Annotated in this window: 15 protein-coding genes; 10 read left to right on the top strand and 5 right to left on the bottom strand. The window is 37.7% G+C overall.

Going from position 1 to position 15293, the window contains the following annotated elements; translation table 11 throughout:
• Nucleotides 1-139: 139 nt before the first annotated feature.
• Nucleotides 140-1444, top strand: coding sequence for an HD domain-containing protein (locus tag DN389_RS22480; RefSeq protein WP_000262747.1), 1305 nt, complete (start codon nucleotides 140-142; stop codon nucleotides 1442-1444).
• Between the two features lie 39 nt (nucleotides 1445-1483).
• On the opposite strand, the gene DN389_RS22475 is transcribed toward DN389_RS22480, so the two are convergent.
• On the bottom strand, nucleotides 1484-1669 hold the full coding sequence (locus tag DN389_RS22475) for a 2-hydroxymuconate tautomerase (RefSeq protein WP_001147171.1): 186 nt from the start codon (nucleotides 1667-1669) through the stop codon (nucleotides 1484-1486).
• A 112-nt stretch (nucleotides 1670-1781) separates the two neighbouring features.
• Between DN389_RS22475 and DN389_RS22470 the strand changes: the two genes are divergently transcribed.
• Nucleotides 1782-2456, top strand: a complete 675-nt coding sequence (locus DN389_RS22470) for a site-2 protease family protein (RefSeq protein ID WP_000372469.1) — start codon at nucleotides 1782-1784, stop codon at nucleotides 2454-2456.
• 25 nt (nucleotides 2457-2481) lie between these two features.
• Nucleotides 2482-2991: a YwhD family protein gene (locus DN389_RS22465; protein WP_000136686.1), complete on the top strand. Its 510-nt coding sequence runs from the start codon at nucleotides 2482-2484 to the stop codon at nucleotides 2989-2991.
• Nucleotides 2992-3068: 77 nt separating this feature from the next.
• On the opposite strand, the gene DN389_RS22460 is transcribed toward DN389_RS22465, so the two are convergent.
• On the bottom strand, nucleotides 3069-5120 hold the full coding sequence (locus tag DN389_RS22460; protein WP_149237635.1) for a transglycosylase domain-containing protein: 2052 nt from the start codon (nucleotides 5118-5120) through the stop codon (nucleotides 3069-3071).
• Nucleotides 5121-5222: 102 nt separating this feature from the next.
• Entirely contained in the window at nucleotides 5223-5948 is a 726-nt protein-coding gene (locus DN389_RS22455) for a glycerophosphodiester phosphodiesterase (RefSeq protein WP_149237634.1), read from the bottom strand.
• A gap of 152 nt (nucleotides 5949-6100) precedes the next feature.
• Between DN389_RS22455 and DN389_RS22450 the strand changes: the two genes are divergently transcribed.
• The 4 genes from DN389_RS22450 to speB all read left to right on the top strand — a co-directional run bounded on the left by DN389_RS22450 (nucleotide 6101) and on the right by speB (nucleotide 9779).
• Entirely contained in the window at nucleotides 6101-6508 is a 408-nt protein-coding gene (locus DN389_RS22450) for a MerR family transcriptional regulator (RefSeq protein WP_000276564.1), read from the top strand.
• Between the two features lie 5 nt (nucleotides 6509-6513).
• The gene (locus tag DN389_RS22445; RefSeq protein ID WP_060487953.1) at nucleotides 6514-7677 is read left to right on the top strand and encodes an MFS transporter; all 1164 of its coding nucleotides are present in this window, start codon (nucleotides 6514-6516) and stop codon (nucleotides 7675-7677) included.
• 186 nt (nucleotides 7678-7863) lie between these two features.
• Entirely contained in the window at nucleotides 7864-8691 is an 828-nt protein-coding gene (gene speE / locus DN389_RS22440; RefSeq protein WP_000424696.1) for a polyamine aminopropyltransferase, read from the top strand.
• A 215-nt stretch (nucleotides 8692-8906) separates the two neighbouring features.
• Nucleotides 8907-9779 carry an agmatinase gene (gene speB, locus DN389_RS22435; protein ID WP_001209823.1) on the top strand — a complete coding sequence of 291 codons (873 nt, stop codon included), beginning with the start codon at nucleotides 8907-8909 and terminating at the stop codon, nucleotides 9777-9779.
• A gap of 450 nt (nucleotides 9780-10229) precedes the next feature.
• Here the strand turns inward: speB and DN389_RS22430 are convergent, their stop codons facing one another.
• Nucleotides 10230-11267 (bottom strand): PTS sugar transporter subunit IIC, encoded by a 1038-nt coding sequence (locus DN389_RS22430; RefSeq protein ID WP_000996323.1) that lies wholly within the window; start codon nucleotides 11265-11267, stop codon nucleotides 10230-10232.
• A gap of 234 nt (nucleotides 11268-11501) precedes the next feature.
• Here DN389_RS22430 and DN389_RS22425 point away from each other — a divergent pair, with 234 nt between their 5' ends.
• Complete coding sequence (locus DN389_RS22425; RefSeq protein WP_000779928.1) at nucleotides 11502-11864, top strand: YxeA family protein; 363 nt, start codon at nucleotides 11502-11504, stop codon at nucleotides 11862-11864.
• Between the two features lie 25 nt (nucleotides 11865-11889).
• On the opposite strand, the gene DN389_RS22420 is transcribed toward DN389_RS22425, so the two are convergent.
• Nucleotides 11890-12876: a S66 family peptidase gene (locus DN389_RS22420; protein ID WP_098189269.1), complete on the bottom strand. Its 987-nt coding sequence runs from the start codon at nucleotides 12874-12876 to the stop codon at nucleotides 11890-11892.
• 202 nt (nucleotides 12877-13078) lie between these two features.
• Here DN389_RS22420 and DN389_RS22415 point away from each other — a divergent pair, with 202 nt between their 5' ends.
• Together DN389_RS22415 and argS are read left to right on the top strand one after the other, a co-directional pair.
• Complete coding sequence (locus DN389_RS22415) at nucleotides 13079-13516, top strand: YwiB family protein (protein ID WP_098189270.1); 438 nt, start codon at nucleotides 13079-13081, stop codon at nucleotides 13514-13516.
• Complete coding sequence (gene argS, locus DN389_RS22410; RefSeq protein WP_064470136.1) at nucleotides 13516-15186, top strand: arginine--tRNA ligase; 1671 nt, start codon at nucleotides 13516-13518, stop codon at nucleotides 15184-15186. The genes DN389_RS22415 and argS overlap by 1 nt, the downstream gene beginning before the upstream one ends.
• Nucleotides 15187-15293: the final 107 nt, after the last annotated feature.

Here is a 15293-nt window from a genome sequence, read left to right as displayed (position 1 = left end):
ACAGAAATCACTTTTACTTCGGTAAAAGTGATTTTTTCTTTATATAAGGGCAATTAATATAGTCTTTCATTTCTTTCTGTTTCCTATTTCGTTTATAATATATAGTAAGAATGCAGTAAAGAAAGGGGGATGTCGGAAGGTGGTATATTTAAACGACAAACTCAGCGAAACAAAAGTGTTTAAAGACCCGGTACATAAATATGTGCACGTACGCGATCGTGTTATTTGGGATTTAATCGGAACGAAAGAATTTCAACGCTTGCGCCGTATTAAGCAGCTTGGAACGACATTTTTTACATTTCACGGTGCAGAGCATAGTCGCTTTACTCATTCGTTAGGTGTATATGAAATTATTCGTCGTATGATTGATGATGTGTTTGATGGCAGACCGAACTGGAATGCTGAAGATAGATTGTTATGTTTATGTGCGTCATTACTTCATGATGTCGGTCACGGCCCATTTTCTCACTCGTTTGAAAAAGTATTTTCATTAGATCATGAGAAATTTACGCAAAAGATTATCGTTGGAGATACGGAAATTAATCGCATATTAAGTCGTGTGGATAAAGACTTTCCGCAAAAGGTAGCCGATGTAATCGCCAAAACATCTACGAATAAATTAGCGATTAGCATGATTTCCAGTCAAATTGATGCAGATCGTATGGACTATTTATTAAGAGATGCGTATTTCACTGGCGTAAAGTATGGAAACTTTGATATGGAACGTATACTACGTGTCATGCGTCCATATGGGAATCAAGTAGTCATTAAAAATAGTGGTATGCATGCTGTTGAGCATTATATTATGAGTCGTTATCAAATGTATTGGCAAGTATATTTCCATCCGGTAACGCGCAGTGCCGAAGTTATTTTAACGAAGATTTTACACCGTGCAAAATCATTGCACGAGAAGTATTATACATTTAAAAATCATCCGGTTCATTTCTATTCTTTATTTGAAGAAGAAGTAACAGTAGAGGATTATTTAAAGTTAGACGAGAACGTTATGTATTATTACTTCCAAGTATGGCAAGACGAAGAAGATCCAATTTTAAGTGACTTATGCCGCCGTTTTATGAATCGAAACCTATTTAAATACGTAGAGTTTACAGATAAGCACGGTTTAGATAATTGGATGGAATTAAGTAGCTTATTCAAAAAGATTGGACTTGATCCAGAATACTATTTAGTAGTTGATTCAACATCAGACTTACCGTATGACTTTTACCGTGCTGGCGAAGAAGAAGAGCGTCTGCCAATCTTACTTCTTATGCCAAATGGAGAGCTTAGAGAGCTTTCACGTGAATCGGATATCGTTGAGGCGATTACTGGTAAGAAGAGAAGGGATCAAAAATTATTCTATCCGCATGATTTAATCTATGAAGATGGAAGAAAAGGAAAATATAAAGAGAGAATCATCGAGTTACTAGAAGGAAAAAAATAAGAAGCAGCTAAGGGCTGCTTCTTATGAAAGAACTTGAAATTATTTGTCGCTTAAGCGTTTTCCGCCAACTGCATAATGGTTTTTAGACATTTCTTCGATGAAAACAACGATGTTTTCTTCAGGAGCACCAGTTGTTTCGCTTACTGCTGCTGTTACTTTCTCAGCAAGAGCTTTCTTTTGTTCCTCTGTGCGTCCTTCTAGCATTTTCACTGTTACGTATGGCATATATAATCGCTCCTTTTATGTAAGTTACACTCTTATTATAGCGGATTATGGGGAAGAACAATCGAAAAAACAAATAATTTCTTTTTTTGACAGATTGAAGAGGAGATGAATCATGGATCAGTTATTTAGATACCCATTGCAACAAATTCCGTTGGTAGCAATGGCCATTATTATTGCGTTATCAGTGCATGAATTTGCGCATGCATATGTTGCATATAAATTTGGAGACGATACAGCAAAGAAGCAAGGCCGTTTAACATTATCACCGATGGCGCACTTAGATCCTATTGGGATGATCGCTGTATTAATTCTTGGTTTTGGTTGGGCAAGACCTGTTCCTGTTAACCCATATAACTTTAAAAGGCCGCGTCTTGCAGGTATATTAGTTTCAATTGCAGGCCCAATTAGTAACTTAATTTTAAGTGCAATTGGTTTAATCATTTGGTATAGCCTATTAACATTTGGTGTATTAGACTCAATTCCATTTGCAGTAGCGGATACATTGGCTCAATTCTTCCGAATTTTTATTATGCTTAATATCGTATTACTTGTATTTAACTTATTGCCAATTCCGCCACTTGATGGGTATCGAGTTGTGGAAGATCTAGCACCAACAAATATTCGTGCGAAAATGACACAGTATGAAAAGTATGGAGCAATAGCGTTATTAATTCTTGTTATTACACCGCTTAGCAATTATACAATTCAACCTATTTTTAATGTTGTCATTCCATATGTATTTGTATTTTTAGACAGTATCATTGCGCCTATTTTTGGCCTTTTATAATCATTAAGTGAGGAGGAGTTTACATATGACAGAGAAAAAGAAAAAAATTGGTTTTAATATCGTGAAAAATGATTCAACAGATGGACATGGTGGTTTTGGTGTTGGAGCATTAAGTCTAGAAAACATTTCACCTGTATTTGTCGATGTACTAGAGAAAACAGCATTTGTTGATATCGGTGCGATGCATGCGCGTAGTACAGTCGAAAAAGGTATTAAGTTTTTAACAAATAAAGATGAAGTTCCAAACGGAAAACCATTTTGGCTTGTGTGGGTAACGGTTGAAAGAACGGCGACAGGAGCTTATTATGCAGGTGTAACAGCTTGTGAAATGACAGTTGACCGTGAAATTCGCCGCGGATATAAATCACTTCCAGAGCACGTAAACAAAATGGATAAATCAATGAAGCGTCACATTATGGTTGACCATATGGATGAATCATCTAAAAAAGTACTTGGTACGTTCTTGAAAGAACATAATGAAGCGATTTGGAACGAATCTAGTGAAGAATTGCGCCGTGCATTATTAAGTGAATAAAAAATAGCTGACGGATATCCGTCAGCTATTTTTTTTACCAAGGAAGATATTTTACGGATATCCGTCAGCTATTTTTTTTACCAAGGAAGATATTTTTTCCACCAACTTGTTTTCTTCTTTTCTTCAGTTGTCTTTTCAAATTCTTCTTTATCATCAACATGATCCATACAATATTCAGTCGGTTCTGTACCTTTTGCGAAATACATTTTCACTGAAATGGGACAATTTTTTGTAGCGATTTTTCCGTTTTCAGGGTTAATATCGACTGCAACGACGTCACTTGGTTGTTTAAACTCTTTTTGAGGTTGTCCATCTAAGCCTTTTTCCATCGTATCGGTCCATATTTTTTTCGCATATCCTTGTTCTGCTACGTTTGAAATCGATTTAGGTTGATCGTATCCAACCCACACACCAGTTACAAGTTGCGGGGTAAACCCTATCATCCAACTATCTGTTTCTGTAGAACCAGACTTTCCGGCATATGTTCTTGATAGCTTTGATAACATTGATTGGCCGGTTACAGCGGCATAACTACTTAGGTTTTTATTAAACATACCTGTCATCATTTCTTCCATTACAAACGCTTTGCTTTTATCGAGAACTTGTTTACTCTCCAAATGAGCATCGTATAGCATGTTTCCTTCCTGGTCCATAATGCGGCGAATAAACATCGGTTTTACTTCTTTTCCGCCGTTTGCGAACATGCTATAAGCGTTAACCATTTCAATTGGTTTTACAGGAGATGTACCGAGAGCGAGAGACGGAACATCTTTTAATGCGGTAGTAATACCGAATGTCTTCGCTGTTTTTGTAAGAATGTCTTCGCCTAAAAATAAATTGGTCTTCACGGCATATACGTTATCAGAGACCGCAAGAGCTTGCGCCATTGTTACAAAATCGTCTGCATAATAGTCTTTATAGTTTTTCGGTTTATACTTTGAAACACCGTCACCTAAAGTGAACACAGTGTATTCGCTTTTTAAGCGCGTAGCAGGGGTGAATCCTCGTTCTAATGCCGCGTAATACAGGAATGGCTTAAACGTAGATCCAGGCTGTCGAGCGGCCTGTGTAGCCCTGTTAAATTGACTCGTATTATAATCAGTTCCACCAACAAGGGCAGCTACTTCACCTGTTTTTGGATTCATAGAGACGAGCGCAGTTTGTATGTTTGTTGTGTCAGGTATGTGATCTTTTACAGCTTGCTCTGCGACCGATTGTAATTTAGGGTCTAGCGTTGTATAAATACGCAAACCACCCTTTTGTAAGGCTTGTTCATCTAATCCGATATCACGAAGAAGAGAAGCTTGTACAGCATCTTGGAAATAAGGTGCAATCTCTGCAACTTTTTTTGTATCTAATGAGGAAAAAGTTAGTGGCTCTTTCTTTGCTGACGTTGCTTGTTTCTTCGTAATGTAACCTTGTTCTACCATTTCGTCTAATATGAGAGATTGTCGTCCTTTCGCACGATCCTCTTTTAAAAAGGGAGAGTAGACACTAGGTCCTTTCGGGATACCTGCGAGCATACTAGCTTCCGCTAATGTTAATTCTTTTGCTGTTTTATCGAAATATAGACGAGACGCAGCTTCGATTCCATAAGCACCATGCCCGTAATAAATTGTATTTAAATATCCTTCTAAAATATGATTTTTATTATAGTTCACTTCAAGGCGAATTGTGTACATCGCTTCTAATAGTTTACGTTTCCACGTTTTATCATGATCTAAGTATAGGTTACGAGCATACTGTTGTGTAATCGTACTAGCACCTTGGACCTTTGCCATCGCTTTTAAATCGGCAACAATAGCACCAGCAATACGTTTCATATCAAAGCCATGATGTTTGTAGAATCGTTGATCTTCGATAGATAGTGTCGCCTCTTTTACATAAGGAGAGATTTCATTGAGAGATACATTGTAACGTTTTTGCATTTCATTACTTTGTCCGATAACAGTGTCATCATTAGCATAAAAGACACTCGTTTGTGGGACAGCAACAGGAGGAGGTCCCATAATTTTTGCAACTATAATAATAACAAAAAAGGAAAAAACGAAAAAAAGAACAGAAGAAAACATTACGGTGAAGAAAAGACGTTTATATTTTTTAAGTTTCGGATTCATAGTTTGATCCATCTTTTTCAGCCCCTCAATACTAATACAAACATTATTGTATTAGTATTGAGGGTTTTCGGTTATTTTAAACAATGAAATTTCGAAAACAAAAAGCTCCTTCAATTAAGAAAGGAGCTCAAGGGCACGTGCTGGCCAATCGGTAATAATGACATCTACGCCATAGTCAATCATAGTTTGTAAATCTTTGTATTCGTTAATCGTATAAGGGCGGAAAACGTACCCTTGATTTTGTGCAAATTGGACAAATTCTTTTGTTAATAATTGAAAGTTTGGGTGTAAACCAGTTGCGTTTCTATTTTTTGCTTCAGCAATCGGATCAGCAAGTGGTGTGTCATATAAAATTGCTCTCGGGATTTCAGGAGCTATTTCTGCTAATAATGAAACAGAGTCGTGGTTAAATGATGAGAATACAATTTGATTAGATAGATGGTATTCACGAACGAGAGCAACAGCTTTTTCTTCAATAGTTGGATAGTGGATAACATCTGTTTTTAACTCAATATTGAGCTGTAAATTTGTCGTAGATAACCAAATGAATACTTCACGTAACGTTGGGATTTTTGCTTCATGGAAAGAAGGTTCTTTATGGCTACCAGCATCTAAAGCTTGTAATTCCGCTACCGTTTTTTCAGAAACAAGACCTATGCCATTTGTTGTGCGATCTACTGTTTCATCGTGAATCACGACAAGTTCACCATCTTTTGATAGGTGGACATCAAGCTCAATTCCGTGGGCATCAATGCGTTCTGCTTCTTGGAAGGCAATCATCGTATTTTCTGGATGTGTTCCTTTTACCCCGCGGTGGGCGAAAATAAGTGGTTTATTCATACGGAAATCTCCTTATCGTTTCTTTTCTTTCATTATGAAACTGCTTTTGGAAAAATACAATTGAATGGGATAAACATTTACAAAAGTCTAACAGTTGCACAAAAGTTAACGTTAACGTAAAATGTAATAATCGAGTGAAGGGAGGAATAAACATGTATAAAATTGATGAAGTCACAAAGCAAGTTGGTTTAACAAAACGTACACTTCGTTATTATGAGGAAATTGGTTTAATTCATCCCCCTGAACGTAGTGAGGGGAACATTCGCCTGTATACGGACGAGGACATCGCTAGAATTAAAAGGATTGTAGAAGCGAAAGAAGTATTAGGGATTACACTTCAAGAAATGCAACATTTTTTATCGTTAAAAGAAAGAATGGAGCAAAGAAGAAATAGTGAGAATCCTCGTGACCGCGAAGTGATTCAAGAAATTAAAGAGATGCTTGAAAAACAAGTGCAAACGCTAGACGAGAAAATGGAGCAAATGCAGCGTGTAAAGGCGGAACTCGAAGATAGCCTACATCGTGCAGCGACATTTTTAGAGAGTACAAAAGGAGAATGATCAAAATGGAGAGCAAACAAAAATTAGGGAGATTGATTACAGTGGTGGCTACCTTCCTTGCTTTTTCGGGTATAGGGGTAGTCGACCCAATCTTACCAAGTATTGCTGAGCAAATTGGTGCATCGCATTGGCAAGTAGAGATGTTATTTACAGCATATATTTTAACGATGGCAATTATGATGTTACCAGCTGGAATATTCGCATCAAGATTTGGTGATAAACGAATGATGACGATCGGTCTTGCGATTGTAACTGTATTTGCGTTTATATGCGGTATATCGCAAACGATTGCCCAATTATCTATTTTCCGCGCGGGGTGGGGATTAGGAAATGCGATGTTCTTCGCAACGGCGATGACATTATTGATTGCATTAAGTAAAGAAGTTCATGAAGCAGTAGGACTATATGAAGCAGCTATCGGTTTAGGGATGGCAGGCGGACCGTTATTAGGCGGGATATTAGGTGGACATTCTTGGCGTTACCCATTTTTTGCGACGAGTATTTTAATTTTCTTAGCATTTATTTTAGTTTTCTTTTTTGTAAAAGAACCGGAGCGAAAAGTGAAACGTAAAGCGGCAGGCGTAGGGGAGTTACTTAACCTGGTGAAATATAAACCGTTTATGCAAGGTGCGATTTCAGGAATGCTATACTACTACGGATTTTTCGTTGTGCTAGCATATTCACCACTTATTATGCATTTATCTGCTATTCAATTAGGGTTTGTATTTTGCGGATGGGGATTAGCGTTAGCTTACGGTTCTGCAATTCTGGCCCATAAGCTAGAAGGGAAATATGAACCGAAAGCATTGTTGAAAGGTAGTTTACTCGTATTTGCGCTTTTCTTAATCGCACTATTCTTCGTGAAAGTTATGTGGTTACAAATTGTATTAATTGTTCTATCGGGATTAGCATCTGGATTAAATAATGCATTATTTACAAGTTATGTAATGGATATTTCACCTTATGAAAGATCTGTTACATCAGGTGTTTATAACTTCGTTCGTTGGTTAGGTGGCGCAATTGCTCCAATCTTATCAGGAATCATCGGCCACACTGTTTCACCGCAAAGTCCGTTTTTAGTCGGTGGAATTGTTGTGTTAGTCGGTTGTGTAATGATTTTAATTCCGGTTCGAAAACCAGTAGAAGTAGAGACAAAAGCCCTTTCTTAAGAAAGGGTTTTCTTTCCTATTACAGGGCAATCCCTTTTCGTACATATGTTAGAACCCTCTGACTAAAATATATTTTCGGTATTTTTGTACTTTTAACTATACTTTTTGGATGTTTTGTTTTATTTTTGTTAGGGGACATTAATGATGTCCCTATTATAAATTTGCATTGAAAGGCGTGATTGTACGATGGAACTATGGTTCACTGAAAAACAAACAAAACATTTTGGGATTACGGCGCGTATTAACCGCACATTACATACGGAGCAAACAGAATTCCAAAAACTTGATATGGTTGAAACGGAAGAGTTCGGAAACATGCTTATTTTAGATGGCATGGTTATGACAACAGAAAAAGATGAGTTCGTTTATCATGAAATGGTAGCGCACGTACCTTTATTTACACATCCAAACCCTGAAAACGTATTAGTTGTAGGTGGTGGCGATGGCGGTGTTATTCGTGAAGTGTTAAAACACCCAAGCGTAAAGAAAGCAACTCTTGTTGAAATCGATGGAAAAGTAATTGAGTACTCTAAACAATACTTACCATCAATTGCAGGCGCACTAGATAATGAGCGTGTAGAAGTAAAAGTAGGAGACGGTTTCCTACACATTGCAGAAAGCGAAAATGAATATGACGTAATTATGGTAGATTCTACTGAGCCAGTAGGACCAGCAGTAAATCTATTTACAAAAGGCTTCTACGCTGGAATCTCTAAAGCGTTAAAAGAAGATGGTATTTTCGTTGCACAAACGGACAACCCTTGGTTCACACCAGAACTAATTACAACTGTGTTTAAAGACGTAAAGGAGATCTTCCCAATTACTCGTTTATACACAGCGAACATTCCAACTTACCCAAGTGGTCTTTGGACGTTCACAATTGGATCTAAAAAACATGATCCATTAGAAGTGAGTGAAGAGCGTTTCCACGAAATCGAAACGAAATACTACACAAAAGAATTACACAATGCAGCATTCGCATTACCGAAATTTGTTGGCGATTTAATTAAGTAAGAGCGTTAAATTGAAATAAATAAAGTGTAAGTGACTCATTTAAGGTGTTTGTCTAGAAGGCTTGAACATGCTAGTTACTTACACTGCTACAAATGAAGTAGTCTTCTTGTAAGAAGAAGGCACAGGTAAATCGAGAAAGAGGAGTTATAGGCTCCAAATTTGAGAAATAATGAAAGGTTGGGATACCTTAAGTTCCACACAAGGAGGAAAAGAGTATGCGTTTTGATGAAGCTTATTCAGGTAAAGTATTTATTAAAAGTCATCCAAGTTTTGAAGAGTCAGAGGCAGTTATTTACGGGATGCCAATGGATTGGACAGTAAGCTACCGTCCAGGTTCTCGTTTTGGCCCTGCACGTATTCGTGAAGTGTCAATCGGTCTTGAAGAATATAGCCCATATTTAGATCGTGAACTAGAAGAGGTAAAATATTTTGATGCGGGTGATATTCCATTACCATTTGGAAATCCACAGCGTAGCATAGACATGATTGAAGAGTATGTATCAAAACTTTTAGATGCCGATAAGTTTCCACTAGGTCTCGGCGGTGAGCACTTAGTGTCTTGGCCAATTTTTAAGGCAATGGCAAAAAAATATCCGGATTTAGCAATCATCCATATGGATGCCCATACTGATTTACGTGAATCGTATGAAGGGGAGCCTTTATCCCACTCTACACCTATTCGTAAAGTGTGCGATTTAATTGGTCCGGAAAACGTATATTCTTTCGGTATTCGTTCTGGAATGAAGGAAGAATTCGAATGGGCAAAAGAAGTAGGTATGAACTTATATAAATTTGACGTATTAGAACCGTTAAAAGAAGTATTACCGAAGCTTGCAGGACGCCCAGTTTATGTCACAATCGACATTGACGTATTAGACCCAGCTCACGCCCCAGGAACAGGAACGTTAGAAGCTGGAGGTATCACATCTAAAGAATTATTAGATTCCATCGTGGCAATTGCAAATTCAAATATAAATGTAGTTGGAGCAGACTTAGTAGAAGTAGCTCCTGTCTACGACCATAGTGATCAAACACCAGTCGCAGCAAGCAAATTCGTGCGGGAAATGCTGCTCGGTTGGGTGAAATAAAAGTGAAGCCGACTGTTTAGACACGGTGACTAATGTTCTTTCCTGCAAAAGGTGCTTTTTACCTTTTGGCAGGAAAGGTTCTTAGACGCAAGGGTCTAGGAGGCGTAACTGGATAGAATAAAAGCGGAAGTGGCTCGCTCAGAATCGTAGGTCATTGGAACGCTCGACCGAGAGTGTAAAATGGCCGGAGATTCTGGCCGTTCCGTTGTAGTTGGATAAAATAAGAGCCTCCTATATGAATAGGGAGTTCTTATTTTGTCGTTATGTGTCGGTAAGTCGATATATTTGAAAAATCGCCGATATAATTCGAGTTACGGTCGATATATTAAAAAAATCGCTGATATAATTCGAGTTACGCCGATATATTTGAAAAATCGCTAATATAATTTCATTTACCGTTACATGACAAGAAAAAGAGCTACTCTCAAACAATGAGAATAGCTCTTTTTCTTATGCAACTTTCTCTTCCGAGGTAATGCCGCGAATTTCATCAGCAGAACGAATTGGATATTTGCGGAATACGATTGATCCGATGTATCCAACAATAGTGGTAACGATTCCACATAATACAGCAGCAATTGTTACTTTTACAACGTCATTAAATCCGAATAAGACAAGAAGTCCTGGGATTGGTGATGCTGTTCCTGGCGCATTATTAACGAGCTGGAACAGAGATGTAATAATACCAGCAAGGGCACCGCCAACGAAGTTTGTCGCATAAATTGGAATTGGATTTGCTGAAACAACATCGGCTTGTGTTAAAGGCTCGATTGCTACAGCGATTGTGTCTTTCTTTGAACAAATTTTTAGTCGTTTAAAGAAAATAAAGTTCATTGGGGCTGAGGCTGCTACGGCAAGACTACCAATTGCCATTGGTAAACCTGTTAATCCTAGCATTGCAGTTAGTGCCATAGAACTTAATGGAGAGGTAGAAATAACTGTTATTAATCCACCAAGCATAATACCCATAATGATAGGACTTTCTGTAGTTGCAACTGAAATCATAGAACCGATTTTACCGAGCGTTGCGTTCACGAGCGGATCCATAAGCATGGCCATTCCGCGTGAGATTGGTGCGGCAATAAATAAAATTGCTAAAAACTCTACACCAGCCGGTAATTTCTTTTCGAGAAATTTCACGACGAAAGCGCAAACGTATCCAGCGAAAAATCCTGGTAAAATACCGAATCCGCTAGTAGCGATACCGATTAAAACAGCATATACGGGTGAAACACCGATTGCTAGTGCGACTAAAATTGCCGCTGCGACACCGCTCATACTACCAGAAGCTTCTCCTACTGATTGTAAAAAGTCATTATGAAACATCTCTCCACCGATATAACGGTGAAATGCTTCAATAAGAAAACTTGCGATTGCTGCATTAGCTAAAGCACCCATTGCTTTCATTCCGTAAGGAGCACGGTAACTAAAAAGTGTAAATAGACAAAGTACAACAAGTAATAGTGCTAAACCTTGCAAGATAGCCATTTGAAAACTGTCTCCTTTGATTTTTGTAATAAAAATTTGTATCATTCAATAATAATATAAAAATTCATGAAACGGAAAAATTTTTTATTGGGAAATTGCTATAAGTTGAAAAACCCTTACAATAATGTAAGGAAAGTGTAAGACTTTTCAATAGAGTATAGTATGCCTTTTTCCGTATAATACAGGTATAGACATAAGATTAGTGAGAAAGAAGTGCAAACAGGAGGCGCATGTATGAAATTGGTAATTAAAGTTTTAGCTGTATTCGCCATTATTTTAGGTGGAACAGCGTACTATTTAAACACGAAAACAGAAGGTGTGCATGCTTTTGTAGACAACTTCTTTTCAAATAAAGAAATACAAGATTATTATGCGGTTATAAATAAAGGTGAGAAAAAAGACGGTGAATACTTGTATACATTTAAAGGGTATACAGAAGACGGAAAGTTACAAGTTGTGAAAAGAATGATGAACCGTGAATTGCATACGGGGGCGTTTATAAAAATTTATGCAAAAGGTATGCAAGGAAAAGGATGGGCTGAAATCCCAAAAGAATCAATTCCGCAAAAAGCGTTGGAAAAAATAGAAAAACCGTAAAAGGAGCGAATCGTTCGCTCCTTTTTTAGTGCGTTAAAATGGTGATAGCTGAATTCTCTTTATTGGAAATGATTTTTGCACGTCCACCAATTGGGAAAGTGAAAATCGGGGTTGTATGCCCGAAACTTGCGTTTGCAATGATGGGGATATGTGCAAGTTCAGGCTTTGAAGCAATCATTTCTTGAATGTCTTCTATCGTACATTCTGCACCTTTTTGCATCTTTCCTATAACGATGCCTTTTACATGTTCAAAGTCAGGTTGCTGTATAAGAGAATGTAAATAACGATCAAAAGTGTTAAGGGTAGCTTTTCCAGTTAAACTATCCTCCTCAAGAAATAATATTTTCCCCTGTAAGTTTGGCATATATGGTGTACCTTGTAGTAAATTCAATGTACTCATATTACCACCGATAATCTCTCCAGTTGCTTCGCCTTCATGAATCGAAATATAACCTTCATTTGTAATGAATTCTCGATTTTCCTGATCTATATACCAAGAATCATCGCTCCACGTTTCAGATGGCAAGACTTCAATAGGCTTATTAGAAGTTAAGCATTGTAAAAAGTAATCAGTCGTATATTCGAGACCTTTCTCCATTCCAAATGAAGAGAAATGGGGTCCTGAAAACGTAATAAGTCCTGTTTTTGTGTAAATTGCATTATTTAAAGCGGTAATATCAGAATAGCCACAGAAAAATTTCGAGTTTTCTCGAATTAAATCATAATCGAGATGTTTCAATAAACCATTAGAGTTGTATCCGCCAAGTGTTGTCAAAATGGCTTTTACATTAGGGTCTCTAAATGCCTCGTGGAGGTCTTGAACACGTGAAGAAATAGAAGAGGAAGCAAATCGATCTATCTCATCAGCATATGTTGAGAATGTAACTTGAAAGCCCATATCGGTTAATCTTTTCATAGCAAGCTCTTGGTTCGTATTTGAGACAATACTTAGACTACAAGATGGTGAAATAACTCTAATTTCATCACCTTTTTTCAATTTTGTTGGTAGCACATAACTCACCTCTTCAAATGAAAGAATATTTAGATTTAAAAAACATTTTATCATATGAAATAAAGTGAAAGTGAATTATTTTTTGAAATGGAGTTTTCCTGATTTTTCAGCAGACAGACAGAGGTTTTTTTTGATATGATAGGAAAAGTGATTTATTATAAGTAGTATTTAATATCTATAACATTTGAAAGGTGTGCAAGACGTGGAGAAACAACTTGCAGGCTTGCCGGTACACGTTCATTTCGTAACAGAAATCCGTGAAGGGGCGAGGAAGGAAACCGTTGCTTTTGAAGCAAATGGTCAATACTATGTAAAAGGTCAAGGTACATATGTAACATTCCGAGAGCCGAACGAACAGGGCGAAGTGAAAACAATTATTAAAATTCAAGATGAACAAGTTCTCATTATGCGTTCAGGTGCTGTTTCAATGCGTCAAACGCATGTGAAAGGTGAATGGACAACTGGTACGTATACGAGTGAACTTGGTACGTTTGCATTGCAAACGAAAACTGATAACGTTCTTTTTAAATGGTCGGATGAAAAGAAAAAGGGACAACTCTTCTTAACGTACGCATTGCTTCTAAGTGAACAAGAAGCTGGCAGATATACAATTACACTTAATTTGAAGGAGGCAAAATAATGAATTCTTTAGAACAAGTAAAAGGATTGATTAAAGAAGAAATTCAAGCTGCTGTATTAAAGGCAGAATTAGCGACAGAAGAACAGATTCCAAACGTTGTATTAGAATCTCCAAAAGATAAAACAAATGGTGACTTCTCTACAAATATGGCAATGCAACTTGCACGCGTTGCGAAAAAAGCACCTCGTATGATTGCAGAAGAATTAGTTGCAAACTTCGATAAAGCAAAAGCTTCTATTGAAAAAATTGAAATCGCAGGACCTGGTTTCATTAACTTCTACATGGATAATAGCTACTTAACAGACTTAATCCCAACAATCGTTAACGCTGGCGAAGCTTACGGTGAAACGAATACTGGTAAAGGTGAAAAAGTACAAATTGAGTTCGTATCTGCGAACCCAACAGGTGACCTTCACTTAGGACATGCACGTGGTGCGGCAGTAGGTGACACTTTATGTAACGTATTAGCAAAAGCAGGATACGATGTATCTCGTGAGTACTACATTAATGACGCTGGTAACCAAATTCATAACTTAGCTCTTTCTGTTGAAGCTCGTTACATGCAAGCTTTAGGCCTAGAGAAAGAAATGCCAGAAGACGGATACCATGGTGCGGACATCATTGGAATCGGTAAGCGTTTAGCTGAAGAGTTTGGCGATCGTTATGCAAAAGCTGATGCTGAAGAAAGCTATGAGTTCTATCGTTCATACGGTTTAAAATATGAGTTAGCAAAACTTCAAAAAGACTTAGAAAGCTTCCGTGTTAAGTTTGATGTATGGTTCTCAGAAACATCATTATACAAAAACGGAAAAATCGATGCTGCACTTGCAGTATTAAAAGAGCGTGACGAGATCTTTGAAGAAGGCGGTGCAACTTGGTTCCGTTCTATGACTTACGGTGACGACAAAAACCGTGTATTAATTAAAAACGACGGTTCTTACACATACTTAACGCCAGATATCGCTTACCATCGTGATAAATTAGAGCGTGGTTTCGATAAGTTAATCAACATTTGGGGTGCTGACCACCACGGTTACATTCCTCGTATGAAAGCTGCTATTCAAGCGCTTGGTTACGATAAAGAAACACTTGAAGTAGAAATCATCCAAATGGTACAACTGTACCAAAATGGTGAAAAAATGAAGATGAGTAAGCGTACAGGTAAAGCAGTTACACTTCGTGAGCTTATGGAAGAAGTAGGTGTGGACGCAATGCGTTACTTCTTCGCAATGCGTAGCGGTGATTCTCATTTAGACTTTGATATGGACTTAGCTGTATCAAAATCTAATGAAAACCCAGTATACTATGCACAGTATGCTCATGCTCGCGTATGCAGTATCCTTCGTCAAGGTGAAGAGTTAGGACTAGCTACAGGCGGAGATGTGAACTACAAACTTGTTACTTCTGAGAAAGAAGTAGAGTTACTGAAAAAACTTGGTGAATTCCCAGCTGTAGTTGCGGATGCAGCGCAAAAACGTCTGCCACACCGCATTACAAGCTATGCATTTGAATTAGCAGCAGCATTACACAGCTTCTACAATGCAGAAAAAGTATTAAACCAAGATAACTTAGAATTAAGTAAAGCTCGCTATGAGTTAATGAAAGCAGTACGCACTACACTTCAAAACTCATTAGCAATCGTAGGAGTATCTGCACCAGAAAAAATGTAATAAAGAAAAGCGGAAGCGGCTCGTTCAGAATAGGAAGGCGTGAAGCCACCGAGTATTCTAACCGATTTTTCGTTTTCAGTAAAAGGCAATCACACGATGTTGTGATT

This window comes from Bacillus sp. AY3-1 (genome assembly GCF_008368785.1).
Taxonomy (GTDB): domain Bacteria; phylum Bacillota; class Bacilli; order Bacillales; family Bacillaceae_G; genus Bacillus_A; species Bacillus_A wiedmannii.
Note: the sequence above shows the minus strand (reverse complement) of the source record. Positions and strands in the feature narration are given on the sequence as shown.